Consider the following 24,935-nt stretch of genomic DNA (forward strand, 5'->3'; position numbering starts at 1 on the left):
GCCCAGATGCTAGGCTCCACCGTCGCTGGATGGGGGATCTATGGGGACGACGAGAAAAAGTCTGTTCGGACGCATGGGCGCAATGGCGGGGCTCGGCCTTGCCCTTTCGGGCTGTGTCGCCTTCATGCCGGACCGCATCCATTATGTGTGGGAGCCGGATGAGACTGCCGCTCCGACCACGGAGATAGTTTCACACGACCAATTTGTCGGCCTTGCCTTCTCCGGCGGGGGCAGCCGCGCGGCTTATTTTGCTGCCGCCGGGGCCGAAGCGCTGAACGAAGCGGGCCTCCTCGAAGAAGTCACCCATATCTCCAGCGTGTCGGGCGGGTCGATGGCGGCCTCCTATCTTGCGACGCGCCCACCGGAAGCCTGCGGCCCCCGCGATGTTCCCTGCACCCGCGCCTATTTTGATGCCTACAAGGCGACGATGCGCGAGAATTATTTCTGGCCGATGGAATGGGGGCAGATCACCAAACCCAACCGGTTCCTCAGCCCGACGCGCCGCATCTCCTCCCTGCAGAATGCTTTCGATACGAAATATCTTGATGAGAAGACCTTTGGCGATTTGCCCTCCTCGCGCGTCCTCCTGATCAATGCGGCGAGCTATGATGACGGGCGGCGTTTTGTCTTCTCCAACCGGCCGATTGCCAATGGCGGACAGACTGACCTGCCCTTGAGCAAGGACACGCTCCGCTCTCGCAATTTCAGCACCTCGGCTTGCGCTTATCCGACGCCGGACGATTTCCCTATCGCGCTGGCTGTTGCCTCTTCTGCCGCCTTCCCGCCCGCTCTGGGGCCGGTCGCCATCGAAGTGCCGCCCGCCTGCGGCGAGACGCAAACGCAATACTGGCATCTCGGCGATGGCGGCATCCTCGAGAACAAGGGCGTTGAGACGCTGCAGGAGATCCTGCTGCTTAATACCCAAACGCCTGCGCCGCCCAAACGCGCCGTCATCTTCTCCTTTGATGCGGGCAAGCAGGATTCGCTCGAACGCAATCTTGCCAATCGGGATTTACGGCTGTGGACCAGTGACCCCGGCCGTGTCGTCAGCATCACCAACCAACGAGCCGATGCCTATTGGCAGATCGTCTGGGAGCAGGCGAAAGCCCGGCTCGATATCCCCGTGACGATCATCAATATCCGCTATACGGATCATATCCCGACGGAATGGCCGGAAAGCTGCAAAGGCCGCATCCGCAAAGGCTCGATTGAGGATGCCCTCAATGCCGTGCCGACACGATTCTCCATCACCCCTTGCGATGCCGGTCTGATCGAAGCCTCCGCACGCCTTGGCGTCGCCCGTGCGGTCGCTGAGCATCGGGACACACTGGTCGAGCTGAAATAACGGGATAGCCCTCACCACAAGAAGGACAAAAGCATGCGCGCACGATCTGGACGGAAAGTCATCGGCCTGCTGACTGGCACTTTCATCGCCTTCGCGCTGCCCGCCGCAGCCCAGGATATCCAGTTCGCCACTTTCCCGGTCGAAGGTGACACGGCTTATGCGCAAGGTGAACTTGGCGAGCCGACACCTGCGATCATCGAAAAGCTGCTCAAGGACAATCCCGGCCTCAAGAAAATCGTCATGACCAATGTACCGGGCTCGGATGATGATGAAGCCAATATTAAGGCCTCGATCATGGTCCATGAACATGGCCTGACGACTTATGTGCCCGCCTCAGGCATGATCGCGTCGGGCGGTGTCGATTTCTTCCTCGCTGGCAAGGAGCGCGTTATCGAGGAAGGCGCCTGCATCGGCGTGCATGCGTGGCAGGATGATGATGATCCGACGCCCTCCAGCGAATTGCCCCGCGATCACCCGGGCCACAAGGTTTTCCTAGATTACTTCAAAAAGATCGGCATGGATGAGGAATTCTACTGGTACACGCTGCGCGTTGCCAAATTCGATGACATGTATTGGCTGAGTACGGAAGAACTCCTGAAATATGGCGTCGTCACGAAAATTATTGCCCCGCCCGAAGGGACATCAAGCTTTCAGCTGATCTGCGATCATCGCTGACCGCCTCAAGGGGCGGGATATAAAATCGCCTCCGCATCAGCCATCAGGGCCCGGACTTCCGGCGAATAGCGACCCTCCGCCTTCAGTCTGTCGATAATGCCGCGGGCCTCCTCGGCATAGGCATCATCGCCCGTCCCGTCCGCTGTCCGCGCCAGCGCTTCAGCGAGCAATAACTCACCGCGGAGAACTGTCTCCTGTTCACCCGCAAGCCCCCGCATGATCGCCAACATCTCAATGAAGGTCGCCTTGGCTGCCTGATCATTGCCAACGGCTCGATACGCCCCGCCGGTCTGCGCAAGCGAGAACGCCACATCCTCCCGGAACTGAGCGTTCAGCGGATGGCTCGCCATCAGCAGACGGGAGATCTGAAGGCTTTCCCGATAATGGCTCAACGCCTCTGCCGGGCGCTCTAGTTCCATCAGGACGTCACCATACATCTCAAGCGACACAGCCAGATTTCGCTGCGCGCGCAGACTGTCCGGCTCATTGGTCGCCAACTGACGATCAATCGCTAGGCTTTCGGCAAACAGAGCTTCCGCCCGCGGAAAATCTCCCGCCTCTAACGCCAGCTCTCCAGCACTTTCCAGTGCGCTAGACAGATCCCGGCGGCGCGCAGGCTCATCAGGTTGAGCGGCCAGTCTTTGCCGCCGCAGGACCAACACTTCCTCATGAGAGGTGCGAGCCGCATTCGGGTCTCCCAGCATCGCCTCAACATCGGCCAGTCCTTCCAGGGTATCCGCCAATATCAAAAGGTATTCATCATTACCCGGCTCCGCTTCATTCAGAGGACGGACAATCTGGAGGATCTGCTGGAAGCGCTGTCTTGCAAGCTCCAGCTCTCCAGCCTCAAATTCAAGGAAAGCAAGCTCACTCAATGCCGTCAGCCTTTTATCAAGGTCGTCGGCCACATCAGCCGCCGAGGCGGCCGCTGCTTTCGCAGCCCTCACATCGCCGTTTTGCTCATATTCAAGTGCACTCAGCGCTATCCAGGTTTCATAATGTCCGGGGTCAATCCGAGCGGCCTGTTGATAAGCCTCAAGCGCGATCGCAGGATCACGGTCATAAGCCAACGCCCCAAGGTCACGCCACGCAATGGCGGCATCCGCGGAGAGGTCATCGGCTCGCGCCTGCAGCGCCCTAAAGCCCGTTCTGAAATCTCCATTTGCGATTGCCTGTGCCGCAGCAGGATCAGCATTCGCAACGCGCATCGCTGCGTCTCGCCGCTCCGCCACACGTGAGGGCGATAACTCGGCAGGGTCTGAAGGCGCCGTTTGTTCAAGTAATTGCGCGATCATCAGACGCTGGGCGGCAAGCTCGCTCTGCAAGTCCTCGACCTGTTTTGAGGATGCCGTAGACGGCTGGAACATGCTGACGATCGTCGCAAAATTGCCGAAGAAAGACACTGCCCCCACAAAGGCAACGCCGGCTGCACTCCACCGGACAACCCTGCTCCTGATAAAATCCTGCACGATTTGGGAGCGTGTCTTGGGACTCAAGTCGTCAATCTGAGACTCGACGCCATCAGCAGGGAGATCTTCTTCCCCGGCCTTTTCCTCCTGCGTCTGATTTTCCGTCACAACCGTCCCCGCCGCTGTCGCACGCCCCTCAAACAGGTTTCTTCCTTCTACGCTGCGCTTTGATCTTTCTCAAATCGCTGGCTCTTCCTCCCTCATAAGGGTGCAGTCAGATAAACAGTAGGAAGGTGCCCAGATGACCCACACGCCACATGAGCTGTCCGAGGAATTTCCTGAATTCACCGACACCCTCCACCGGCTGAAAACCGGCGATCTTCATTTCCAGAAGCTCTCGGAGGAATATCACAGCCTTAACCGTGACATTCATCGCGCCGAAACGGACGTCGAGCCGACTTCTGATGACCATCTGGAAGAGATGAAAACGCGCCGCGTCAGGCTGAAAGACGAAATCTATACGATGCTTAAGGCTACCGTCTGAGAGTTCGGGTTCTTCTCATCAGGAATATATCGGGAGCGGATGGGAAAATGCAGAAACGCTAAGGTTAATGCTTTTTCGACGGCCAATTTGATCTGCGTCAAAGCGCCTCGTCTCTTTTTCAGCTAACCGTCCGGTTCACGACTCTTTTGAAGACGGATTGGGCATGTCTCATACGCCATTTGAACTTTCAGAAGAATTTCCGGAATACGCGCCCCTTATTCAGAAAATGAACAAGGGAGATGCGCATTTCCAGCGTTTGACTGAGGCCTATCACACACTGAACCGATACGTTCATCGGGCAGAATCCGATATTGAGCCGACATCGCATCAATATCTCGAAGAGATGAAAGTCCGCAGGTCTCATCTCAAAGATGAGATCCTTCAGATGCTCAAGACCGGCAGCGAGAAGCCGGAATCAGACACGCCGTCTTCAGAAAATCCGTCAATTCATTCAGACTTCTGATCATTGAAACCAGCGTATCTCTTTCGGATAAGAAGGAGAAATCCGTGGACCCGGACGGCATTTGCCCCTCCGGACGGGCATTCATATAGTCCTCTCTGTTTTTGGCGGATCCCCGCCGGGTGTTTCTGGAGAGAGATTGTATGCGCCACGTCACCTCGTTCCTGATGATTTCAGGAGCCGTTATCGCCCTTGCCGGCTGTGCCGAGCGCGCATCTGACGCCCCCGCCAAAAGCCATATCGATGTGACCGCCGCTGGGGATCTCCTCACCGCACCCTATACGGGCCGGGTCTATGTCACGGTCTCTGCTGATGCCTCTCGTGAGCCGCGCCTGCAGAGCCGCTGGTTCAACCCGCCCCTGACGGTGATTGAAGACGTCGAGAACTGGTCCGGCAGCAAGCCGGTCAGTCTGGATACGGATGATGCTGCCCATCCCGGATCGCTGGGCGATCTTGAGCCCGGCACCTATCAGGCGCAGGCCTATATCCGGCTCAGCCCCACCTCCCCCGATGCCGGGCGTGGTGCAGGCGATCTCTACAGCGAGCCCACCGAACTGGTTGTCGCCGAAGACGGCACATTCGACCTCGATCTCAGCCTTTCAAAGGTGGTCGAGGAAGAGGCTTTTGACGCCCCCGATCAGGTCAGCGTCATCAACCTCCCCTCGAACCTCCTCTCGGCATTTCATGGCGAGGACTATGCGGTCGATGTCTCTATCCGTCTGCCCAAGGACTGGTCCGCCGACAGTGAAGAGACATGGCCGGTGCTCTATTACATCGGCGGCTTTGGCAGCGATCACACCGCACTTTCGTTCCTCGTGCGCGACGAGTTCGCCCCGGCGCTCGATGAGATGATCCTCATTGTGCCGAATGCGCTCAATTATTGGGGCCATTCGGTTTTCGCCGATTCAGTGAATACCGGCCCATGGGGCGAAATGTTCGTGAGCGAACTGGCACCCTATATCGATGCGACCTATCACGGCGCCGGACCGGACGAGCGCTATGTCACCGGCATCTCTTCGGGGGGCTGGTCGTCACTCTGGCTGCAGGTCGAATACCCCGAAGCCTTTGCGGGGGTCTGGTCCTTTGTCCCTGACCCGGTCGATTTCCGAGATTTCCAGCAGATCGATCTTTATGCCGAAGGCAGCAACATGTTCACGGACGAGCAAGGACACCCGCGCCCGCTCGCCCGGCAGAATGGCGAAGCCATCCTGTTCTACGAGGATTTCGTCAATGCCGAGACGATCTACGGGCCGGGCGGGCAGATCCGCTCTTTCGAAGCCGTGTTCAGCCATCAGGATCAGGACGGCCTGCCGCAGCGGATCTTTGACCCCAAGACGGGTGAGGTTTTCACAGATGTTGTTGAGGACTGGAAGCCCTACGACATCAACCTGAAAATCCAAGAAGAATGGGACACGATCGGCCCGGCGCTCGAGGGCAAGATCCGCATCTATGCGGGCGGTGAGGATACGTTCTACCTCGAAGGCGCAACGGAGCTTCTGGCGGTCACGCTCGAAGAGCTGGGGTCAGATGCGCATGTAGAAATCGTCCCCGGCCTGCCGCACCGGCCCAAACCGGGCGTTGCCGCAGAAATGCTCGAAGAGATTACCGGCGTTTCTCTCAGGCCTGACGGAGGCGAGTAAGCCCTATTCTGCCGCCAACGTGCCGGTCGCAAATGCGACCTGCCAGCTGGCGCGGATGACCTGGGCTTTCGCATTCACATCGCCGACCTGCGCGGCGAGGAGGTCTTCCTCCACGCGCAATACGTCGAGCACGGAACGCTGGCCGACTTCACGCTCAAGCTGCACGCCCCGCCAGGCAAGCTCTGCTGCTTCCAGCCGGGCACTTGCGGCCTCGGCTGCCCGAAGGGAGGCCTGATAGCCTGCCATCGCTGTCTGGATGTCGGCGGTCACCCGGCGCAGCGTATCGGTCTCGGCAAAGCGGGCGGCCCGATCCTCGGCCCGCGCCTGCCTAATCCGTGAACTGATCGCTCCGCCTTCAAAAAGCGGCACCTGCACCTCTGCAGCGATCGAAGCGTTACTGGAGCGATCGCCTTCAAAGAACTGCCCTTCGGCATAGGAGTAAGCGCCGCGAAGCTGGACCTTGGGGGCGCGGCTGCCCCTTGCCCCTTTGACCGCGGCCTGCGCGGCATCCCGGTCAAGGGCGGCCGCAGCAAGTTCTGGATGCTCTCTCACCGCGATGCTCATCGCCTCATCAACGCTTGCCGGTACGGCGGCGCCCGTCTCGGGCAGGACAAAATTCTGGATCCCGTCACCACCGACAACAGCGAAAGCCTGACGCGCAGCAATGGCATCGGCCTGCGCGCCGGCAAGCTGCGCGCGAACAGCGGCGAGCCGCGACTGGGCGAGCGCGACATCCGTCCGGGTCGACTGCCCGGCCTCAAAGGAAACTTCCGTCGCGCGATGCGCCTGCATCAGGGACTGAACGCTTTTCTCGACCGCGCGGATTTCCGCCTCCGCCGAGACGACCCGCAGATAGGCATCGGCGATCTGGTAAGCATAGCCCTGCCGCACGCAGTCCAGTCGGGCGGATGCTGCCTCGACACTCGCTTGCGCTTCACGGATGCCGTTGAGGATCTGAAAACCGGTGAAGATAGGCTGGGTGACAGCAATCTGCGCCTGATTGGAGACCCGCCCGTCGCCGGGACCGAAACTGTCCGCAAGGTCAGGGCCCATCTCATCCATGCCGCCATCGCCCATCGGCGAGCTGAAGACCGAAGCAATCGCCGCCTCGGCCTCATCACCGGGGTCAAAGCTGCCTTCGGAGTAAGTTGAGCTGCCCATGATCTCGACATTGGGCAGGCCTTGCGCCCGCGCCTGCACGATGGCTTCGCGCGCCGCTTCAAGCCGGGCCGTGTCCGCGGCCAGCGCCGGATTACTGGCCAGCCCCTCCTCGACCGCGACCGAAAGAGGCTGCGCTGTCGCGACTGATAACCCGGCCATCAGAACCGGCATTAGAATTGCGAGATGCCTCATCAGAAATTCCAGTTGCTGTCTTTCCCTAACAGGGGTTGCCATTTCCCGGCTATGCCCTTGATAGGCAAGACGCCCCGGCCTATGCGCCGGAAGTTGTGCATGTGCGAACGCTGCCCCACAGTATCAATATGGGACGGCAGGAGAGGATTAAGGGCGGATGTCACTCACCCATCTCGACCGGCTAGAGGCCGAAAGTATTCATATCATGCGGGAAGTAGCCGCCGAATGCGACAATCCGGTCATGCTCTATTCGGTGGGCAAGGACTCATCGGTGATGCTGCATCTGGCGCTCAAAGCCTTCTATCCGTCGGTCCCGCCCTTCCCCTTCATGCATGTCGATACGACGTGGAAATTCCGGGAGATGATCAAGTTCCGGGATGAGACAGCGAAAAAGCTCGGCCTCGATCTCGTCGTGCACATCAATGAGGATGGCGTGAAGGAAGGCGTTGGCCCCTTCACCCATGGCAGCGCCTATCACACCGACGTGATGAAGACCCAAGGGCTTAAACAGGCCCTCGACAAATACGGTTTTGATGCCGCCTTTGGCGGCGCGCGCCGTGATGAGGAGAAATCCCGCGCCAAGGAACGCATCTTCTCCTTCCGCGCGCCGGGTCACCGCTGGGATCCGAAGAACCAACGCCCGGAGCTCTGGTCGCTCTACAACACGCGCATTCACAAGGGCGAGTCGATCCGTGTCTTCCCGCTGTCCAACTGGACCGAGCTTGATATCTGGCAATATATCTACCGCGAGAACATCGAGATCCCGTCGCTCTATTTCGCGGCCGAACGCCCGGTCGTCGATATTGATGGTACACTGATCCTTGTTGACGATGACCGCATCCCGCTTGAGGGCCGTGAGCCCGAGATGAAGTGGGTGCGCTTCCGGACGCTCGGTTGCTACCCGCTGACCGGTGCGGTCGAGAGCCGCGCGGCGACACTCCCCGACATCATCCAGGAGACGCTGCTGGCGACGAGTTCAGAGCGTCAGGGCCGGGTCATCGACCATGACCAGGCCGCCTCCATGGAGAAGAAAAAGCAGGAAGGGTATTTCTAAGATGTCCATGAGCTCTAAGGACACCGCCCTGATCGAACAGGATGTCGTCGCCTATCTGACGCGGCACGAGAACAAATCCCTGATGCGCTTCATCACCTGCGGCTCGGTGGATGACGGCAAGTCGACCCTGATCGGCCGCCTGCTCTATGATTCCAAGATGCTCTATGAGGATCAGGTCGCCGCACTTGAGGCGGATTCAAAGAAATCCGGCACGCAAGGGCAGGATATCGACTTCGCCCTTCTCGTTGACGGCCTCGCCGCCGAGCGGGAACAGGGCATCACGATCGATGTCGCCTACCGCTTCTTCTCGACCGAGAAACGCAAATTCATCGTCGCCGATACGCCGGGTCATGAGCAATATACCCGCAACATGGCAACGGGCGCCTCGACGGCGGACCTTGCCGTCCTGCTGGTTGATGCCCGTGCGGGCCTGATGACCCAGACACGGCGCCACAGCTTCATCTGTTCGCTCGTCGGCATCCGCCATGTCGTCCTTGCCGTGAACAAGATGGACCTCGTCGATTATTCCGAAGAGCGCTTCAACGAGATCACGGCCGAGTACCGCAAGTTTGCTGAAAAGCTCGGCTTTGAGAGCATCCTCTGTGTGCCGATGAGTGCGCTCGGTGGCGACAATGTCACCGAAGCCTCTGACAAGACCCCCTATTATGACGGCCCACCGCTCCTCACCTATCTTGAGGAGCTTGATATCGGTTCGGATACGGATGCGCCGTTCCGCCTGCCGGTCCAGTGGGTGAACCGCCCGAACCTCGATTTCCGCGGTTTCTCCGGCACCGTCGCAAGCGGGCATATTGAAGTCGGCGATCCGATCATCGCGATCCCGTCGGGCCGACGCTCGACGGTGAAATCAATCGTCGTCATGGGCGATGATGAAAAGCAGCGCGCCGAAAAGCGCGAAGCCGTCACGATCACCCTCAATGATGAGATCGATATCTCCCGCGGTGACATCATCTGCGGCAAGGATCATCCGGCGCATCAGACAGACCAGCTCTCCGCACACGTCATCTGGATGGCGGATGAAGCCCTGCTGCCTGGCCGGCAATATGTCATCAAGACCGCCAACCGGCTGGTCAATGGCGTCGTCACCGATCTGCGGAACAAGATCGATGTGAACACGCTGGAAGAACGCCCCGGCAAGACGCTCAGCCTCAACGAGATCGGTGTCTGCAAGTTCAACCTCTCCCATCCGGTCGCCTTCGATCCGTATCAGGAGAACCGCCAGACCGGCAGTTTCATCATCATCGACCGCCAGACCAATTCGACGGTCGGCGCCGGGATGATCGATCACTCACTGCGCCGCGCGGAAAACGTCGTCTGGCAGGACCTCGAAGTCGGCAAGGCTGAACGCGCAGGCATGAAGCACCAGAAACCGGCTCTGCTCTGGTTCACTGGGCTTTCGGGCGCTGGCAAATCGACCATTGCCAACCTCGTTGAGAAGAAACTGCACGACCTTGGGCGCCATACCTATATTCTGGATGGGGACAATGTCCGGCACGGGCTCAACAAGGATCTCGGCTTCACCGATGCCGACCGCGTTGAGAACATCCGCCGGGTGGCCGAGACCGCCAAGCTGATGGTCGATGCGGGCCTCATCGTGCTTTCCGCCTTCATTTCTCCGTTCCGGGACGAACGCCAGATGGCCCGCTCCCTCATGGGCGAAGGTGAGTTCATCGAGGTCTATGTCGATACGCCGCTTGAGGTTGCCGAACAGCGCGATGTGAAAGGCCTCTACAAGAAGGCCCGCGCCGGTCAGATCAAGAACTTCACCGGTATCGACAGCGCCTATGAGCCGCCGCGCCATGCGGAGATCACGATAAACACGGTTGAGATGACGGCAGCAGAAGCCGCCGAAGTCATCGTCAAACGGCTGACCGAAGGCGGTTATCTGGAGGCATAAGGGTTCGGGCCCGGATTGCCGATCATCCGTGATCCCCATTCAGGATTTCTGAGCACGCCGCTCCTTCAATGAGGAGATGGGTGAGCAGGCAATCTGATGCCCGCCCGAAAGCCGCCTTCTTGCCGGTTTGACAGCTCCAGCTGGCCGCCATGCGCGCGTGCCGCGCCATCGGCGATGGCAAGGCCGAGGCCCGCCCCGCCAGTCTCACGATTGCGCGAGCCCTCGCCCCGCCGGAAGGGCTCCCGCAAGGCATCAAGCTGCGCTTCAGGGACGCCTGGTCCGTCATCATCGACCGCGATCAGGATGCCGCTCTCCTCGTTCAGGAGGCGCAAGGTCACATCGCCGCCATAGCGAAGTCCATTCTGGATGAGGTTGCGCAAGGCCCGTTTGAGGAGCGCGGGATAAACTGGCGTGATCAGTGGTGGCGTATCGTCATCGAACGACACTTTCCTGTCACCCGTCCCCATATCATCGGCGAGCTGCCTGCAGAGCGATGAGAGATCGAGCTCTTCCTGCTCCGTGCCCGGCGCACCATCGCGCGCAAGGATGAGGATGTCCTCCAGCATGGTCGACAGCTCATCAATCGAAATGATCATCCGTTCGCGAAGCTGATCATTCGCGACCTGCTCGACCCGGATGCGCAAAGAGGTCAGCGGGGTGCGCAGATCATGCCCGATCGCGCCCAGCATGGCGTCCTTTTCGGTGAAGGCCCGGCGCAGGCGCCCGCGCATCTGATCGAACGCCGCCGTCAGGGAACGGATATCGCTCGGGCCTTCTTCGGTCAGGGCAATGTCCTGACTATCGAGCCGGAACCGGTTCGCGGCATCCGTCAGCCTGCGGAGCGGACGCGCCAGCCTTGCCGTCACCAGAAGCACAGCCGCCATCAGGCCGATATAGATGAGCACCGTCTGCAGGATCAAGGGTTTGACATCGAGCGAGCCGCCCTGCGGCGCCGGCGAGACGGCATTAAACCATTGCCCGCCCTCAATTGCGGAAGAGAGAACGATGGCGAGTTCCTCGCCTTCCCGCATCGGCCGCATCATGCGGGCGGCCATGGCGCCGTCTGCATTCAACCCCGCCTCCCGTAGTTTCTCCTGAAGCCGCAAGGTCAGTTTTTCGTCGACATCGCCAAGGGTGGCGAGCGGCGCATTCGTCACGCTGACCGGCACGCGGCGGCGGCGCGGACGATCTTTGATGCGTTGCAATGCCTGATCATTCTCCGCGCCCGCGACAAAACGTTCGATCTGCGTGTCCTCACGAGCCGTCCGCACACGTTCCCGTGCTTCGAGCAGAAAGAAGAAATTGACTGCCTGCGCGGCCAGCAACGCAATCGCCAGCACGACCGCCATCTGGGCCGCAAAAGATGCGCGGCGGATCATTCTTTGGTGACCTTGGCGGCCAGCACATAGCCCCCGCCCCGTACCGTCTTGATGATGGTCGGATCCTTGGGATCTGGCTCGATCTTCTTCCGCAGGCGGCTGATCTGGTTATCGATCGAGCGGTCAAAGACATGCGCCGAGCGGCCTTGGGTGATATCGAGCAACTGGTCTCGATTGAGGACGCGGCCCGTCCGTTCCGTCAAAGCGAGCAAAAGCTCATATTCCCCGCCGGTCAGCTTGACCTCCTCACCGGCAGCATCGAGCAGGCGGCGGCCTTCGATCTCAAGCGTGAAACTCTCAATACGGAATTTCGTCCCGCCGGGGGTCAGAGGCTCGCTCGGGCTATCCTTGCTGCGGCGCAGGACCGCCTTCACCCTTGCTAGGAGCTCGCGCGGATTGAACGGCTTGGTCACATAATCATCCGCGCCAATTTCAAGCCCGACAATGCGGTCGGTATCCTCGGCCCGCGCGGTCAGCAGGATCACGGGCAGCGTGCCCTTTGCGCGCAGATCACGGCACAGGCTGAGGCCATCCTCGCCCGGCATCATGATATCAAGGAGGACGAGATCGATGCCCCCCTCTTCGATCAGGCTGCGTGCCGCATCGGCACGGCCCGCCGTTTTGATCTCATAGCCATTACCGCCCAGATACTCCGCCAGCGGATCACGGATCGAGGGTTCGTCATCAACGACGAGGAGCACAGGTTTGCTTGCGCCGGACATGTCAGTCCTCCTCTGTCGGCGCGCTTTCATCCGCAGCGCCGGGGATCGCATAGCCCTCTGAGAGCCAGCGATTGAGATCGACCTTGCGGCACCTGTCTGAACAGAACGGCCAGTCTTCCTTGCTGGCCGACTTGCCGCAGATCGGGCATTTGGGGTCAGGCTTTGACATGGAAGTCTCCGTGGGGGTCTCCGTCTCCAAGGGCCTCGACACGCAGGCGGGGGCCAAAACGCGCAGTCAGATCGTGCATCGGACTACCCGCCTCATCAAGCAACGCTATGGCGCGTTGTGTAACAAAGAGTGTCACCTGGCCCGTGCGGTTTTCTTCCAGCGCTCGTTCAGCCGCGCGGAACGCCTTTGCGGCGATGACATCGGCGCAGAAGCGGCGGCCGGGGAAAGTGTCCGTCCCTGGCTCGGTCAGGATTTCGCGCAATGACGGCCGTGGCCGCGGGGCGATGATCGTGCACAGCCCTTCTGGCGTGACCGCCGGCACCGAGACCCGGCCCAGCGGTTTGAGCGCCCGTGTGATCTGGTCACGGACGATCTTTGGCGCGGCAATCGCCCCGCGCGGCACATCGATAATGACCTGCCCGCCAAGGCCCATGACGCCGCCAATCCGCCCGAGCGTTGAGAGCGCCTCGCCCAGCAGTTTCGTGCCCGCGCCTTTTTTGGATTGCCCGCCCTGCGAGCCGAGATCGAGATCGACAGCGAACAGCGCCTCTGTCTCCTCAATCGTTAGCCTGCCGCCGCCGGGAAGGTCATGGCTGCGCGCCAGTGCTTCTTCCTCTGCCGCATCAAGCCATTCGGCGATCCCTCGCGCGGGGCCGACATCAATCGGGAAATCGGACGGCATCCCTGCCGCGAGCCGGGACTTTGTGTCGGCCCGCGTCACCTCGATGAAGGAGATCTCACTCGTCAGCAGGCCGAGCATCAGGCGGGACAGAGGCGCGAAAGGATCAATCAGGCCGATAGGCCCTTCCGGGGTAAGCTTAGCCTTGAACTCTGGCGGGAAGGTGTCTTCCCCCAGCGGGCCGGCCCGTTCTTCCTCATCGCCAATGCGCCAGCTTGCCATGGCGCCGCGCAGGACGGGTTTGTCCGAGACATCCGCGCCCTTGGTGCCGATCGGCTCGCGCTTGACCTCAACGATCAGGGTACGCCCGACAACGGGCAGAGGGCCGCTCCTGCGCAAGAACCCTTTGGTGCCCCCAAGATCGAGATAGACAGCGCCGAGGCGCTTATCGACATCGGTGACTTTCGCGCGATAGAGCGCGCCCAGCATCGGGTCCGCGCGGCCCGGGAACCAGTGCCGCAGGGCGGTGACCTCGTCATCCTCCACACGCGCGATGCGGACGGAGAGCGGCGTTTCCTCGATCAGGAGACCGGCGCTCATTTGGAGCTCCCGAAATTCACAGACCGCCCCAGCGCCGCCGAGAGAAGATTTGCGGTTTCATAAAGCGGCAATCCGACCACGGCGGAATAGCTGCCTACAATCTGAATAATAAACGCGGAGAAGCCGCCCTGAATACCGTAGCCGCCCGCCTTGCCGGCCCATTCGCCGCAATCGAGATAGGCGGCCCGCTCCTGCGCGGAGAGCTGTTTGACCTTCACGCGCGTTTCAACGATCCGCTGGCGGAGGACACCCTCGCCCGGCCCTGCGACCGCGATGCCGGTGAAGACCCGGTGCGCGCGCCCGGAAAGAAGATCGAGACAGGCCGCAGCCTCTTCACGGGTTTCCGTCTTGGGCAGAATGCGGCGCCCCACCGCCACCACCGTGTCTGACCCCAGCACCACCGCGCCGGGATGCGCGCCCGCAATCACGGCCGCTTTCTCTGCGGCCAAACGGCCCGCCAGCACGCGCGGCAGCTCGCCGGGCGCTTCGGTCTCGTCAATATCGGCGGGGAGGATCTCGTCGGGCGGAAACCCGATCTGCTCGAGCAATTGCCGCCGCCGGGGCGACGCGCTTGCGAGGATAAATCTGGGGCCGGTCACAACGGCACCCGTCTTACTTGAAGCGATAGGTGATCCGGCCCTTGGTGAGGTCGTAAGGGGTCATTTCGACCAGCACCTTGTCGCCCGCCAGCACCCGGATGCGGTTCTTACGCATCTTGCCCGCCGTGTGGGCGATGATCTCATGGTCATTCTCAAGCTTCACGCGAAAGGTCGCGTTGGGGAGGAGTTCCTCCACCGTTCCTGAAAACTCGAGCAATTCTTCCTTGGCCATGCGATCCCTTTGGTTACCGAGAAGGCGTGGCATTTGGGCGCTGCCGGGCGATACGTCAAGGCGGGATTAGGGATCACCCCTCCCCAAACGCCTCTTTGATCTTCGCGCGCAAGCCGTGAAGGCAGGTCCGGTAGGCCGCAAGAACATCAAGGTCCGAGCCTCTGACATCGGTTGGATTGGGCGTATCCCAATAGGTCACTTTCGCGCCCGCCCGGCGGGCCTCGGCGGCAGCTTCGGGGGTCAGGGCGATCACATGATCGAACTTGTCGACCTCGACCTTGGCGAAGGTCTGGGGATCACGCGAGGGGATCGGGATGCCTTCTTCTTCTAGCACGCGCGCGACAAAGGGATCGAGAATGCCGGCAAAGACGCCGCAGCTCTCGATGTGTACCTCCGGCCCCAGAATGTCTTTCGCGAGTGCTTCAGCCATGGGGGAACGGACGGAATTCATGTTGCAGGCAAACAGGATCGATCCCGCCCCGGCCATCACTGATCTCCCCTGTTCGCGGCCCGTAGGGAGATGGAGCAGATCAGCGTGAAAAGCCGCCGCGCCGTCTCGAAATCGAGCTCTATTTTTCCTTCAAGCCGCTTGATCAGCAGCTCCGTTCCCTCGTTGTGAACGGCTCTGCGGGCCATGTCGATGGTTTCGAGTTTCTCGGGCATCGCCGCGCGGATCGCATCGTAATAGGTCTCACACAGCATGAAGTAGTCTTTGATGAGCCGCCGGAAAGGCGACATCGAGAGGTGATGGGCGGCCAGCCCCTCCCCGTCTTCGGAGCGGATTTCAAAGACCAGACGACCGTCACGCTCGAGAAGGCTGAGCGCATAGGGCCCGCCATGCTCCACCCCGACCGGGTTGAAGGCATTGTCAGCGAGCAGGTCATGCATCGCGACTTTGCGCTCATGGTCGATTTCCGACCCGCGCGCGGCGAGGCTCGCCTCGTCAATCTGGATGGACGCAAGATGGCGTGCGCCGGACATGGTTTTTCTTTCTCATTCTGTCGTTGCGTGCTGCAACGCAGCAGAGAAGGTTTCACAAGCCGTGAATGCGCGCAAGCGTTCTAGGCTTTGAGCTTGCCCCGGCCCTCCTTCGCCGCAGATTTATAGGCCCCGGTGCCCGCCGCGCGGACCAGCCGCAGAAAGGTCGGGCATTCCATATGGCTCGGCGCGCCGCAATTGGCGGCATGAAGGAGGCCCCGCCGCATGGTCGTCAGCTTACGAATGGTTCGTTCAAGCTCTTCGGCTTTGTCGAGCAGCGCCTGCCGGTCGATCTGGGGCGCGCCTTCGGGCGCGAGCATCAGGCCGATTTCATCAAGAGAGAACCCCGCCGCCTGCCCCAGCGCAATCAGCGACAGCCGGTCGATGATGTCCGCATCAAAGACCCGTTTGAGCCCATGCCGTCCGACCGAGCGGATGAGGCCTTTTTCCTCATAATATCGCAGGGTAGAGGCAGGCACGCCCGACCGTTTTGAGACTTCTGATATATCGAGCGCAGACACCTCTTGACCTCAAGTCAGCTTGAAGTGGCAGAATGTCCCTCACACTGCACATAGGCAAGCCCGCAAAGGACGCACATGACCGAGAAACCCAAAAAGACCGAGACGAGAAAGAACGACTGGAACAGCGGCGCGGCCCTTACCTGGGTCACCGCGCAGGCCCTCCTCGACGGTATGTTTGAGCCCGTCGAGACGCTACTTGCCGAGGCCGCCCGCAAGGCCGGTGCGAAGACCGTGCTTGATGTTGGCTGCGGGACGGGCGCGACCACGCTCGCCATCGCGGGCGCGCTTGGGCCCGACGGCACCTGCACAGGCATCGACATTTCCGAAGGGATGATCGCCGCTGCGGAGGCCCGCGCGCGCGAGGCCAGTGTGAACGCTGAGTTCATCCGGGCCGATGCCGAAACTCATCCTCTGCCAGCGGAGCAGTTCGACATGGTCACCTCCCGGTTTGGCGTCATGTTCTTTGATGACCCCGTCCGGGCATTCGCCAATCTTCGCGGTGCCACCAAGAATAAAGGTCACCTCAGATGCGTCGTGTGGCGCTCCCCTGAAGACAATCCTTTCATGACGACCGCCATCAAGGCGGCTGCGCCTTATATCCCTGACCTGCCGCCCTTTGACCCGGACGCGCCCGGCCAGTTCGCCTTCGCCCGAGAGGAACTGGTACGGACGATCCTCGAGAAAAGCGGCTGGCAGGAGATATCTTTCACGCCACTCGATTTCGAGTGCGAATTCCCCGCCACGGAGCTGGAGTTCTATTTCAAAAGGTTGGGCGTTGTCGGCCGGATGTTCGATCAATTGGATGCGGCAACGCAAGCAACTGTGACAGCGGCCATGCATGAAGCCTTCAGGCCCTTCGTGGACGGAGAAACGGTGCGTTTTACCGCCGCCTGCTGGGACATCAGCGCCAGAGCCTAGTGAGGCTCATCCTCAAGCCGCCGCCGCACGCTCTCGCCATGGGCCCACAGGCCCTCTTCATCGGCAAGGGTGGCGGCGTCAGGGCCGATGGCACGCACCGCCTCTTTCGTGCAGGCAATCAGGCTCGTGCGTTTGAGGAAATCGAGCGTTGAGAGGCCGGATGAGAACCGCGCCGCCCGGGCGGTGGGAAGAACATGGTCCGGACCCGCCACATAATCGCCAACGGCCTCCGGCGTATAACGCCCAAGGAATATCGCCCCTGCGTGCCGGACCAGCGGCAGGAGGAGTTCGGGATCCTCGACCGCGAGTTCCAAATGCTCTGGTGCCAGCCGGTTGACCAGCGGCATCCCCTCTTCGAGCGAGGGCACAAGGATAATCGCTGAATTATCGTCCCATGCGGCGCGCGTGATTTTGGTCCGCGGGCTTTTCCCGATCATCGCCTCGATGGAGGCCGTGACCCGGCCCGCAAATGCCGCATCATCCGTGATAAGAACGCTTTGTGAGCTTGGGTCGTGTTCGGCCTGGCTTAAAAGGTCCGCGGCGATCCAGTCGGGATTATTCTCGCCATCTGCCACCACAAGGATCTCGGAAGGCCCTGCAATCGAGTCGATGCCGACCTGCCCGAAGACCTCGCGCTTGGCCGCCGCGACCCACGCATTGCCGGGCCCGACAATCTTGTCGACCGGCACAATACTGTCTGTTCCATAGGCCAGCGCGGCCACGGCCTGCGCCCCGCCGACGCGGTAGATTTCCGTAACGCCTGCGATCTTTGCCGCTGCGAAGACCAGCGGGTTTGCCTCGCCCTTCGGGGTCGGCACGACCATCACAAGGCGCTCAACGCCTGCAACCTTCGCCGGAACGGCATTCATCAGCACACTGGAGGGATAGCTAGCGAGCCCGCCGGGCACGTAAAGCCCGACGGCATCTAGCGGCGTCCAGCGCCAGCCGAGGACGACGCCCTCTTCATCTTCCCAGCGCTCATTCTGCGGTGTCTGCAGCGCGTGATAGGCGCGGATCCGGTCCGCCGCGCGTGCCAGCGCCGCCACCGCCTCCGGATTAGCTTTCGCCGCCAGTTCATCAATCTCGTCAGCAGACAGCCGCAGGCTCGCCGGGCGATAACCGTCGAATTTTTCCGTCAGCTCAAGGAGCGCCTGATCGCCGCGCGCCTGCACATCGGCGATGATGCCGCGCACGGTCTCACCCACTTCAGGGGAGCTTTCGCGTTTGAGGGACAGGAGTTCGGCGAATGCCGTCTCGAACCCTGCCGCCTGCATGTCGAGGCGGCGGGCCATCATTCGGCTCCGTGATCGGGTTTTTTGGCGGTCCGCCACGGATCGGAGATATCTTTCAGCGTGCCGTTGATCGCCTCGACATCGAGGGCAATGCCCCCGCCCCCGGCAAGATTGAGCGTGATCGTTCCGCCATTCTCATCACCCTCATAGGTGACCGAAAGAATGTCGATGACTGCCTCTTTTGCATCGAGCCTGACGGATTTCGTCCGTACACGGGTCACATCATCGAAATGGACGCCCGTCCGCACGCGCAGGAAAGGCCCGTGGTTCCGCTTGACGCCGTCTTCCCAGACGAAACGGTTCGCAACGAACGCAAAACGGCGCTGGTTCGGGAACCAGCCTAGGTCGCCGATCTTCGCGACGGCGTCCTGCAGGACTGAGGAGACGATTTCGAGATCCTCGCCATCGGCAGCCAGCATGGCGAGAGGGATATAGTTTTTTGTGCTCATGGCAGGGGACATAGGGTGTCCCGCCCTCAAGGGGAATGGGGGCAGTGAGGTCAGTCCTCGTCTTTCACCCTCTCGACCAGCGCGCCGACTGATTGCAGCTTCTCATCGAGCCGCTCAAAACCCCGGTCGAGGTGATAAAGGCGGGAGACCATGGTCTGCCCTTCGGCCGCGAGGCCCGCCACGATCAAGGACATCGATGCCCGAAGGTCCGTCGCCATGACCGGCGCGCCTTTGAGGACCTTCTTGCCCTTCACCGTCGCGCATTGCCCGTCGATATGGATGTCCGCGCCGAGCCGCATCAGCTCGGGCACATGCATGAATCGGTTCTCGAAAATCTTCTCGCAGATGACGCTAGTGCCATCGGCGAGCGACATCAGCGCCATATATTGCGCCTGAAGATCGGTCGGAAAGCCGGGGAACGGCGCGGTCTCGACATTGGTGCCGACGGTCGGGCGGCCCCATTTGGTGACGCGAAGCCCGCCTTCCTCATCACTCAGGGTCAGCCCGGCCTGCTCGAGGATCACATCCGCCTCGCCGAGCAACGCCCGCCTTCCGTTCTTGAGCAGCAGCTCGCCGCCCGCGGCACCCACGGCCATGGCGTAGGAGCCCATCTCGATCCGGTCGGCCACGACCTGATGGGTGGCGCCGTGAAGTGACGCGACGCCCTTGATGCGGATCGTCTCCGTGCCCGCGCCTTCGATCCGGGCACCCATCGCGATGAGGCAATCGGCAAGGTCGATGATCTCCGGCTCTTTCGCCGCATTCATCAGGACCGTCTCGCCAACCGCCAGTGCCGCGGCCATCATTGAATGCTCGGTCGCGCCAACAGAGACAAAGGGGAAAGTGATCTCCGCCCCGCGCAAGCCGTTCGGGGTCGTGGCGATAACGTATCCCTCATCCAGCTCGATCTGGGCGCCCATCGCTTCGAGGGCTTTTAGGTGCAGATCGACAGGGCGCGCGCCGATTGCGCAACCGCCGGGCAGCGACACCCGGGCCTTGCCTTCACGAGCCAGGATCGGTCCGAGCACGTTGAAACTCGCCCGCATCTTGCGGACGATGTCATAGGGCGCCTCGGTCGAAGAGATGTCCCCTGTTGTCAGGCTTAGAGTGGAGCCCTCGCGCTCCACCTCGACACCGAGATGGGTCAGAAGCTGAATGAGCTGACGGACATCTGCCAGGTCCGGCACATTTTCGAGCGTCAGCGTGTCGGCTGTGAGAAGGGCTGCCACCATCACTTTGAGGGCGGAGTTCTTGGCGCCGGAGATGGCAAGCTCACCATAGAGCTCGCGGCCTCCGATAATTGCTAGTTTATCCATTCAGTCCTTCTTGCGGTCCTTTGCGGCGGCTTTACGGCGGCGCAGATTTGCCCTGAGCGCTTCGCCGAGACGGTCCTCACGCGAGGCGGGCTCCTTTTTGCGCGTCGGCGCCTTCGGGGCCGGTGCTGGCGCCTTGTCCTCGTCCGTCATGGCCGAATTCCCGTAACCACCAAATCCAAGGGGCATGTGATAGCGAATCGCCCTCACCTTACGCAATGCCGCGCGATTCTCCTCCTCGCATGGGGACATCATCTGGCCGGCAACAGAAATGACTATGCTCAAAGAGCCGCTTTCAGATCGCGACCGTTGCAGAAAAATCACTGGGCAGTTTCAGAAAGTCTCTATCAAAACAATACTTTGCCGTTTTTATACGGACTCAAAAAATCCTAAAACAGAAGGCTTGGATATTGGTCATCAACACAAGCTCTAGCAACTCAAGGATGTTGCGGCTAATTTATGCTCCAATTTGAAGGGGGCACAAATGGACAGTGAAAAGACAAATTCTCCGCCCCCGAACAGGAATGAACCGCCCGAAGCCGCGCTGAAGCGTTTCGCCGCAGAAGGTCAGCCGCCTGAGGCGGATCATGATGATCGCCGGAACTGGCCGGATGAGCCCGATCCCGATCCCGAGAATCACGCCTCTCACCGCGCCCCGAACCAGGCAGAGACCACGCGCCGCCTGAAAAAGAGTGACGGCAGCCGCCTGCCACTTTCGTCAAAGAGATGGCGGAAGGCCAAGAGCTTCCTGCGCCGTTCCCAGCAGTCGAATTACTGGAAATACAGTGACGACGCCGATATCGAGCGCGAACCCGAAGACCTCGAAATGTTCAAGGATCGGCACAAATACGATCCGGAGCTGCACAAATATTTCAACTTCCGCATCGACTATTATCCGGGGTTCGAAAACGAGGATCTGGTCGACGGGATCTGGTTTGCCGATATCAATGACGAGATGATCGAGGCGAAATTCCCGCGCGACATGGATGTGCGGGCATTCATCTCCGCCTATCACATATCCGTCCGCCGCAATCAGTGGCTCAGCATCTTCCGTAAACGGATCTGGCAGGCACTGGTCAGCATCCTTCTGGTCCTGCCGATATTTATCGCGACGGTCTTGATCAAAACGCGTCCGGCGGAAACGTCGGGCGGGTCAGAGGGAAGTCTTTTCACTTCTGGCCTTGTGAGTCTTGAGATCATCCTCAGTCTGGGATGCCTGTTCGGCGCCATGGCTGTCGCACGGACGCATCTGTCCTTTCTGAACCAGCAGCTCACTCAAGTGATGCAGGGCAATGCGCAGACGCTGAACGCCAAGATCCAGCGTAGGCTGAACGTTCTTAGGCAGAACTTCACGCGCTTCTACAAGGCGATCTCGGAAGAAGAATTCTCCGGCGCCAACTCACAAGGCGCCGAATGGACCGACCGCGCAAGGTGGTGGACGCGGCTTGCCATGTGGAACCCCAAGCGGATCGAATATATCGAGAAGTTCCTTCAATCGGAGATGCAGCGCATCCGCGTTTTCCGCCGCTGGTCGGACGCCATCGGCAACCTGATCTCGCTTGGTGTCTTCTTTGCGCAGGCTGGAGCGATCCTGTTTCTGATGTATCGTATGGGTCCGGCACTGACCAATCTTCAGCTGGGGATCGGGATTGCATCGATCGTGATCGCAGGATGGATCACTTATATCTCAACCGGCAAGAAGTTCTCTGTGCAGAATAGCTGGATCAAGCGCTGGATCGGCGATGATGACTGGCCGCGCTTCTCCAGCATCGGCCTTGATGTCGAAATCGGCGAGATCGTCCGGCGCGACAAAGACCGTATCCGCCAAGAGAAAATGCGCGGCGGCGGGTTCGGGACCGGCGCAAGCTGACCGGTCTTTGCGGGCGGGGCCTACCCTTCCCGCTTGCCGTCCACCCGGCGCGGTAGGGCATCGGGATTTGCGTCCCGTAGCATCTCGGGCAGCAGCCCTTCGGGAAAATTCTGATAGCAGACCGGCCGCAGGAAGCGGTCGATAGCCAGAGTGCCTACCGATGTCGTCCGCGCATCGGTTGTCGCCGGATAAGGCCCACCATGCACCATGGCGTGACAGACCTCGACCCCGGTCGGAAAGCCGTTGACGAGGATGCGCCCGGCTTTTCGTTCCAGCAGCGGCAACAGATCGCGCGCCGCCTCCATATCCGTATCCTCCATCTGCAGGGTCGCGGTAAGCTGGCCTTCCATCGCAGCAAGCGCTGTGAACACATCCGCGAGCCCGCTGCAACGGACGATCAGTGAGACAGCGCCGAAAACTTCCCTGTGCAGAGCGATATCATTCCTGAAGGCCGCCGCTGTCGTCTCCATCAGCGCAGCGGGCTGGCAGGGATTGACCGCCGCCCCGCGCGCAAGCTCTTTCACGTCCGGATGGCCTGCCAGCGCCGCCACCCCATCCTGATAGGCAGACGCGATCCCCGCCGTCAGCATGGCGGCGCCTTCATTGCCGCCAATCGCCGCGGCCACCGCATCGCGGAAAGCCAGATAGTCCGCCTCCGCCTCATCGATGACGAAGACCAGACCCGGATTGGTGCAGAACTGCCCGGCCCCGAGCGTCGTTGAGGCGGCCAGCCCCTCCCCGATCTCTCCACCACGCGCGGAGAGCGCGGCAGGCAGGATGACGACCGGATTGATGCTCGACATCTCCGCATAGACCGGAATGGGGTCCGGCCGGGCGGCGGCCACTTCTGCAAGCGCCAACCCGCCAGCCTGCGAGCCTGTAAAGCCGACAGCCTTGATTTCAGGGGCCGACACAAGGCTCGTGCCGATCTCAACCCCGCCATGAACCAGCGCGAAAGTGCCCGCTGGCAGGTCATGTACCCTGACCGCTTCATTGATCGCCTTACCCGCCAGTTCCGACGTGCCCGGATGAGCGGGATGCGCTTTCGCAATAACCGGACATCCCGCCGCCAGCGCGGAGGCTGTGTCCCCGCCTGCCACGGAGAAAGCCAGCGGGAAATTGCTCGCGCCGAAGACGGCGACGGGCCCCAGCGGGATTTTCCGCAGGCGCATATCCGGGCGCGGCAGCGGCGCCCGGTCAGGCAGTGCCGGATCGATCCGTATAGAGAAACATTCGCCATTGCGTAGCTCTTCGGCGAACAGTCTGAACTGGCCAATCGTCCGGCCTAGCTCGCCATTTAGGCGAGCCTCAGGAAGCGCGCTTTCGGCCATAGCCCGGGGCACGATTTCCGCCCGCGCCGCCTCCAGCCTGTCTGCGACAGTCTCAAGGAAACTCGCCCGCGCCTCGGGGCTTAGCGCGGCAAAAACGGGCGACGCTTCGCCAGCATGGCGGGCGGCTTCGGCGACATCACCGGGACAGGCTTCGCGGTAGACCGGGGCCAGCGTCTCGCCGCTCGCCGCGGCAACGCCTGAGAATTCAGGGCCCTTCCCTTGACGCGCTTCGCCCCCGATCAGATTGACGCCTTCGATGGCCATGCCGCTCACTCCCTGATGCTAGCGCTCACATTTGCGCTTTGCAGCCGCCTAGCAGGATGCCCGCCGATGAAAAACCGGGCGGTACAGAGAGGCGTAAAATGAGAGAAATGGTGCTGCCGGAGAGATTTGAACTCTCGACCTCTCCCTTACCAAGGGAGTGCTCTACCCCTGAGCTACGGCAGCGGACCTTCGAGCGAGGCGCTATAGGGTTGGGCATGCGGCGGGTCAACGAAGAATTCTCGCTTGCCCTACCGTCAGCCCGCTAGTTCAGCATCTTGTCGATATCGAGGACGAGGATCGCACTCGCGCCGACGGATTTAAGTTCGGCGAGATGCTCCCACAGGACATCCTCGTTACAGACCGAATGGATGGCGACCATGTCGCCCTCGCCTGCCAGCTCCAGGATCGTCGGTGAATCCGCCCCCGGCAGGACGGCCGTGATCGCCGGGATGGCCGAGCGCGGCGCGTTCATCATCACATATTTGGCGTGCTGGGAGGCGAGCGCCCCGCGCATCCGGCCTTTCAGCGCGCCGAGCATTTCCGCCTTCGCCACATCGAGCCCGGGCGCGGCGATCAGCAGGGCTTCGGAACGATAGATCGTGTCCGCCACTTTGAGCCCATTGGTATCAAGCGTCGCGCCGGTCGAGACGATGTCGCAGATCGCATCGGCGAGCCCGAGCCGGGGCGCGATTTCGTGGGCGCCATGCATCAGGACGATCTGCGCGTCCTTCACGCCACTCTCTTCGAGCCATGACTGGAGTAGCCCCGGATAGGAGGTCGCAACCTTCTTCCCCGAGAAATAGGCCGGACCCGCATAGGCCTCACCCTTCGCAACCGCGACGCAAAGGCGGCACCGCGAGAAGCCGAGCGCATCCGCAATGACGGCGCCCTCGCCGTCGCGGGTCAGGCGATCCTCTTCAAAGACATTGCCGCCGACGATCCCGGCATCCGCCGCCCCGCTGGCGACCAGTTCGGGGATGTCGTCATCCCGCACCAGCAGGACATCGATCGGCAGTTCATCGATCCGCGCGAACAGGCGCGAGCGGCCATGCCGGACCTTCAGCCCGCATTTTGCGAGCAGGTCGAACGTGTCGTCTGCCAGCCGTCCTTTCTTCTGGACGGCGAGCCGGAGGCGCGGGGAATCGGTTTCTTTGGACATGGCCGCCCTCTAGAGGGGGCTTGCTTTCTGAACAAGCATCAGCTCATATCGATATTCGGTAAGGCGGCCCGATTTTTCCTAAGTGAACGGCGAGAATATTAGGGGGAGCCTCCTATCAACCCGAG

Annotated in this window: 26 protein-coding genes and 1 tRNA gene; 9 read left to right on the forward strand and 18 right to left on the reverse strand. The window is 61.1% G+C overall.

Going from position 1 to position 24,935, the window contains the following annotated elements:
• Positions 1–40 precede the first annotated feature (40 nt).
• Positions 41–1,345 carry a patatin-like phospholipase family protein gene (locus tag DX908_RS05785; protein ID WP_116391466.1) on the forward strand — a complete coding sequence of 435 codons (1,305 nt, stop codon included), beginning with the start codon at positions 41–43 and terminating at the stop codon, positions 1,343–1,345.
• 33 nt (positions 1,346–1,378) lie between these two features.
• Positions 1,379–2,020: a COG3904 family protein gene (locus DX908_RS05790; protein ID WP_116391467.1), complete on the forward strand. Its 642-nt coding sequence runs from the start codon at positions 1,379–1,381 to the stop codon at positions 2,018–2,020.
• Between the two features lie 5 nt (positions 2,021–2,025).
• On the opposite strand, the gene DX908_RS05795 is transcribed toward DX908_RS05790, so the two are convergent.
• A complete protein-coding gene (locus DX908_RS05795; protein WP_116391468.1) occupies positions 2,026–3,597 on the reverse strand; it encodes a tetratricopeptide repeat protein in 1,572 nt (523 codons plus the stop codon).
• 133 nt (positions 3,598–3,730) lie between these two features.
• Here DX908_RS05795 and DX908_RS05800 point away from each other — a divergent pair, with 133 nt between their 5' ends.
• From DX908_RS05800 to DX908_RS05810, 3 genes are all read left to right on the forward strand, one after another.
• The gene (locus tag DX908_RS05800) at positions 3,731–3,973 is read left to right on the forward strand and encodes an HP1242/YdcH family protein (RefSeq protein WP_116391469.1); all 243 of its coding nucleotides are present in this window, start codon (positions 3,731–3,733) and stop codon (positions 3,971–3,973) included.
• Positions 3,974–4,136: 163 nt separating this feature from the next.
• Positions 4,137–4,436 (forward strand): HP1242/YdcH family protein, encoded by a 300-nt coding sequence (locus DX908_RS05805; RefSeq protein ID WP_116391470.1) that lies wholly within the window; start codon positions 4,137–4,139, stop codon positions 4,434–4,436.
• A 140-nt stretch (positions 4,437–4,576) separates the two neighbouring features.
• Positions 4,577–6,073, forward strand: coding sequence for an alpha/beta hydrolase-fold protein (locus tag DX908_RS05810; protein ID WP_116391471.1), 1,497 nt, complete (start codon positions 4,577–4,579; stop codon positions 6,071–6,073).
• 3 nt (positions 6,074–6,076) lie between these two features.
• Here DX908_RS05810 and DX908_RS05815 read toward each other — a convergent pair whose 3' ends face one another.
• Positions 6,077–7,393 carry a TolC family protein gene (locus DX908_RS05815; RefSeq protein ID WP_158548534.1) on the reverse strand — a complete coding sequence of 439 codons (1,317 nt, stop codon included), beginning with the start codon at positions 7,391–7,393 and terminating at the stop codon, positions 6,077–6,079.
• Positions 7,394–7,583: 190 nt separating this feature from the next.
• Between DX908_RS05815 and cysD the strand changes: the two genes are divergently transcribed.
• Complete coding sequence (cysD, locus tag DX908_RS05820) at positions 7,584–8,480, forward strand: sulfate adenylyltransferase subunit CysD (protein WP_116391473.1); 897 nt, start codon at positions 7,584–7,586, stop codon at positions 8,478–8,480.
• Position 8,481: 1 nt separating this feature from the next.
• Positions 8,482–10,395 (forward strand): sulfate adenylyltransferase subunit CysN, encoded by a 1,914-nt coding sequence (gene cysN, locus DX908_RS05825; protein ID WP_116391474.1) that lies wholly within the window; start codon positions 8,482–8,484, stop codon positions 10,393–10,395.
• A 65-nt stretch (positions 10,396–10,460) separates the two neighbouring features.
• Here cysN and DX908_RS05830 read toward each other — a convergent pair whose 3' ends face one another.
• The 9 genes from DX908_RS05830 to DX908_RS05870 form a co-directional block, all read right to left on the reverse strand.
• Positions 10,461–11,774 (reverse strand): sensor histidine kinase, encoded by a 1,314-nt coding sequence (locus tag DX908_RS05830; RefSeq protein WP_116391475.1) that lies wholly within the window; start codon positions 11,772–11,774, stop codon positions 10,461–10,463.
• Positions 11,771–12,496, reverse strand: coding sequence for a response regulator (locus tag DX908_RS05835; protein WP_116391476.1), 726 nt, complete (start codon positions 12,494–12,496; stop codon positions 11,771–11,773). The genes DX908_RS05830 and DX908_RS05835 overlap by 4 nt, the downstream gene beginning before the upstream one ends.
• Position 12,497: 1 nt before the next feature.
• Complete coding sequence (gene yacG, locus DX908_RS05840; protein WP_116391477.1) at positions 12,498–12,665, reverse strand: DNA gyrase inhibitor YacG; 168 nt, start codon at positions 12,663–12,665, stop codon at positions 12,498–12,500.
• A complete protein-coding gene (locus DX908_RS05845; protein WP_116391478.1) occupies positions 12,652–13,884 on the reverse strand; it encodes a ribonuclease E/G in 1,233 nt (410 codons plus the stop codon). Before DX908_RS05845 ends, yacG begins: the two co-directional genes overlap by 14 nt.
• Positions 13,881–14,483, reverse strand: coding sequence for a Maf family protein (locus tag DX908_RS05850; RefSeq protein ID WP_233508637.1), 603 nt, complete (start codon positions 14,481–14,483; stop codon positions 13,881–13,883). The genes DX908_RS05845 and DX908_RS05850 overlap by 4 nt, the downstream gene beginning before the upstream one ends.
• A gap of 13 nt (positions 14,484–14,496) precedes the next feature.
• Positions 14,497–14,715, reverse strand: coding sequence for a translation initiation factor IF-1 (gene infA, locus DX908_RS05855; RefSeq protein ID WP_031550659.1), 219 nt, complete (start codon positions 14,713–14,715; stop codon positions 14,497–14,499).
• Between the two features lie 73 nt (positions 14,716–14,788).
• A complete protein-coding gene (locus DX908_RS05860; RefSeq protein ID WP_116391480.1) occupies positions 14,789–15,202 on the reverse strand; it encodes an arsenate-mycothiol transferase ArsC in 414 nt (137 codons plus the stop codon).
• On the reverse strand, positions 15,202–15,696 hold the full coding sequence (locus DX908_RS05865; RefSeq protein WP_116391481.1) for a UPF0262 family protein: 495 nt from the start codon (positions 15,694–15,696) through the stop codon (positions 15,202–15,204). The genes DX908_RS05860 and DX908_RS05865 overlap by 1 nt, the downstream gene beginning before the upstream one ends.
• Positions 15,697–15,776: 80 nt before the next feature.
• Positions 15,777–16,214 carry a helix-turn-helix domain-containing protein gene (locus tag DX908_RS05870; protein ID WP_116391482.1) on the reverse strand — a complete coding sequence of 146 codons (438 nt, stop codon included), beginning with the start codon at positions 16,212–16,214 and terminating at the stop codon, positions 15,777–15,779.
• A gap of 75 nt (positions 16,215–16,289) precedes the next feature.
• Here DX908_RS05870 and DX908_RS05875 point away from each other — a divergent pair, with 75 nt between their 5' ends.
• Positions 16,290–17,132, forward strand: coding sequence for a class I SAM-dependent methyltransferase (locus DX908_RS05875; RefSeq protein WP_116391483.1), 843 nt, complete (start codon positions 16,290–16,292; stop codon positions 17,130–17,132).
• Here the strand turns inward: DX908_RS05875 and hisD are convergent.
• Genes hisD through DX908_RS16290 form a run of 4 tightly spaced genes read right to left on the reverse strand, consistent with a single transcriptional unit; the run spans position 17,129 to position 20,375 of the window.
• The gene (gene hisD, locus DX908_RS05880; protein WP_116393004.1) at positions 17,129–18,424 is read right to left on the reverse strand and encodes a histidinol dehydrogenase; all 1,296 of its coding nucleotides are present in this window, start codon (positions 18,422–18,424) and stop codon (positions 17,129–17,131) included. The genes DX908_RS05875 and hisD overlap by 4 nt on opposite strands.
• Positions 18,424–18,873, reverse strand: a complete 450-nt coding sequence (locus DX908_RS05885; RefSeq protein ID WP_158548536.1) for a DUF2948 family protein — start codon at positions 18,871–18,873, stop codon at positions 18,424–18,426. Before DX908_RS05885 ends, hisD begins: the two co-directional genes overlap by 1 nt.
• 50 nt (positions 18,874–18,923) lie before the next feature.
• Positions 18,924–20,189 (reverse strand): UDP-N-acetylglucosamine 1-carboxyvinyltransferase, encoded by a 1,266-nt coding sequence (gene murA / locus DX908_RS05890; RefSeq protein WP_116391485.1) that lies wholly within the window; start codon positions 20,187–20,189, stop codon positions 18,924–18,926.
• Positions 20,190–20,375 carry a hypothetical protein gene (locus DX908_RS16290; protein WP_116391486.1) on the reverse strand — a complete coding sequence of 62 codons (186 nt, stop codon included), beginning with the start codon at positions 20,373–20,375 and terminating at the stop codon, positions 20,190–20,192.
• Between the two features lie 295 nt (positions 20,376–20,670).
• On the opposite strand from DX908_RS16290, the gene DX908_RS05900 reads away from it, so the two are divergent.
• On the forward strand, positions 20,671–22,056 hold the full coding sequence (locus tag DX908_RS05900; protein WP_116391487.1) for a hypothetical protein: 1,386 nt from the start codon (positions 20,671–20,673) through the stop codon (positions 22,054–22,056).
• Positions 22,057–22,076: 20 nt separating this feature from the next.
• Here DX908_RS05900 and DX908_RS05905 read toward each other — a convergent pair whose 3' ends face one another.
• From DX908_RS05905 to hisG, 3 genes are all read right to left on the reverse strand, one after another.
• A complete protein-coding gene (locus DX908_RS05905) occupies positions 22,077–23,651 on the reverse strand; it encodes an aldehyde dehydrogenase (NADP(+)) (RefSeq protein ID WP_116391488.1) in 1,575 nt (524 codons plus the stop codon).
• Positions 23,652–23,759: 108 nt separating this feature from the next.
• Positions 23,760–23,834, reverse strand: a tRNA-Thr gene (locus DX908_RS05910).
• A 79-nt stretch (positions 23,835–23,913) separates the two neighbouring features.
• Positions 23,914–24,810, reverse strand: coding sequence for an ATP phosphoribosyltransferase (gene hisG, locus DX908_RS05915; RefSeq protein ID WP_116391489.1), 897 nt, complete (start codon positions 24,808–24,810; stop codon positions 23,914–23,916).
• Positions 24,811–24,935: the final 125 nt, after the last annotated feature.

The sequence above is a fragment of the Parvularcula marina genome (genome assembly GCF_003399445.1).
Taxonomy (GTDB): domain Bacteria; phylum Pseudomonadota; class Alphaproteobacteria; order Caulobacterales; family Parvularculaceae; genus Parvularcula; species Parvularcula marina.

What these genes read in the sequence shown, in the direction of transcription:
- DX908_RS05785 (WP_116391466.1), top strand. Translation starts at nt 41, where the DNA reads ATGGGGACGACGAGAAAAAGTCTGTTCGGACGCATGGGCGCAATGGCG.
- DX908_RS05790 (WP_116391467.1), top strand. Translation starts at nt 1,379, where the DNA reads ATGCGCGCACGATCTGGACGGAAAGTCATCGGCCTGCTGACTGGCACT.
- DX908_RS05800 (WP_116391469.1), top strand. Translation starts at nt 3,731, where the DNA reads ATGACCCACACGCCACATGAGCTGTCCGAGGAATTTCCTGAATTCACC.
- DX908_RS05805 (WP_116391470.1), top strand. Translation starts at nt 4,137, where the DNA reads ATGTCTCATACGCCATTTGAACTTTCAGAAGAATTTCCGGAATACGCG.
- DX908_RS05810 (WP_116391471.1), top strand. Translation starts at nt 4,577, where the DNA reads ATGCGCCACGTCACCTCGTTCCTGATGATTTCAGGAGCCGTTATCGCC.
- DX908_RS05815 (WP_158548534.1), bottom strand. Translation starts at nt 7,393, where the DNA reads ATGGCCGGGTTATCAGTCGCGACAGCGCAGCCTCTTTCGGTCGCGGTC.
- cysD (WP_116391473.1), top strand. Translation starts at nt 7,584, where the DNA reads ATGTCACTCACCCATCTCGACCGGCTAGAGGCCGAAAGTATTCATATC.
- cysN (WP_116391474.1), top strand. Translation starts at nt 8,482, where the DNA reads ATGTCCATGAGCTCTAAGGACACCGCCCTGATCGAACAGGATGTCGTC.
- DX908_RS05830 (WP_116391475.1), bottom strand. Translation starts at nt 11,774, where the DNA reads ATGATCCGCCGCGCATCTTTTGCGGCCCAGATGGCGGTCGTGCTGGCG.
- DX908_RS05835 (WP_116391476.1), bottom strand. Translation starts at nt 12,496, where the DNA reads ATGTCCGGCGCAAGCAAACCTGTGCTCCTCGTCGTTGATGACGAACCC.
- yacG (WP_116391477.1), bottom strand. Translation starts at nt 12,665, where the DNA reads ATGTCAAAGCCTGACCCCAAATGCCCGATCTGCGGCAAGTCGGCCAGC.
- DX908_RS05845 (WP_116391478.1), bottom strand. Translation starts at nt 13,884, where the DNA reads ATGAGCGCCGGTCTCCTGATCGAGGAAACGCCGCTCTCCGTCCGCATC.
- infA (WP_031550659.1), bottom strand. Translation starts at nt 14,715, where the DNA reads ATGGCCAAGGAAGAATTGCTCGAGTTTTCAGGAACGGTGGAGGAACTC.
- DX908_RS05860 (WP_116391480.1), bottom strand. Translation starts at nt 15,202, where the DNA reads ATGGCCGGGGCGGGATCGATCCTGTTTGCCTGCAACATGAATTCCGTC.
- DX908_RS05865 (WP_116391481.1), bottom strand. Translation starts at nt 15,696, where the DNA reads ATGTCCGGCGCACGCCATCTTGCGTCCATCCAGATTGACGAGGCGAGC.
- DX908_RS05875 (WP_116391483.1), top strand. Translation starts at nt 16,290, where the DNA reads ATGACCGAGAAACCCAAAAAGACCGAGACGAGAAAGAACGACTGGAAC.
- hisD (WP_116393004.1), bottom strand. Translation starts at nt 18,424, where the DNA reads ATGGCCCGCCGCCTCGACATGCAGGCGGCAGGGTTCGAGACGGCATTC.
- DX908_RS05885 (WP_158548536.1), bottom strand. Translation starts at nt 18,873, where the DNA reads ATGAGCACAAAAAACTATATCCCTCTCGCCATGCTGGCTGCCGATGGC.
- murA (WP_116391485.1), bottom strand. Translation starts at nt 20,189, where the DNA reads ATGGATAAACTAGCAATTATCGGAGGCCGCGAGCTCTATGGTGAGCTT.
- DX908_RS16290 (WP_116391486.1), bottom strand. Translation starts at nt 20,375, where the DNA reads ATGCCCCTTGGATTTGGTGGTTACGGGAATTCGGCCATGACGGACGAG.
- DX908_RS05900 (WP_116391487.1), top strand. Translation starts at nt 20,671, where the DNA reads ATGGACAGTGAAAAGACAAATTCTCCGCCCCCGAACAGGAATGAACCG.
- DX908_RS05905 (WP_116391488.1), bottom strand. Translation starts at nt 23,651, where the DNA reads ATGGCCATCGAAGGCGTCAATCTGATCGGGGGCGAAGCGCGTCAAGGG.
- hisG (WP_116391489.1), bottom strand. Translation starts at nt 24,810, where the DNA reads ATGTCCAAAGAAACCGATTCCCCGCGCCTCCGGCTCGCCGTCCAGAAG.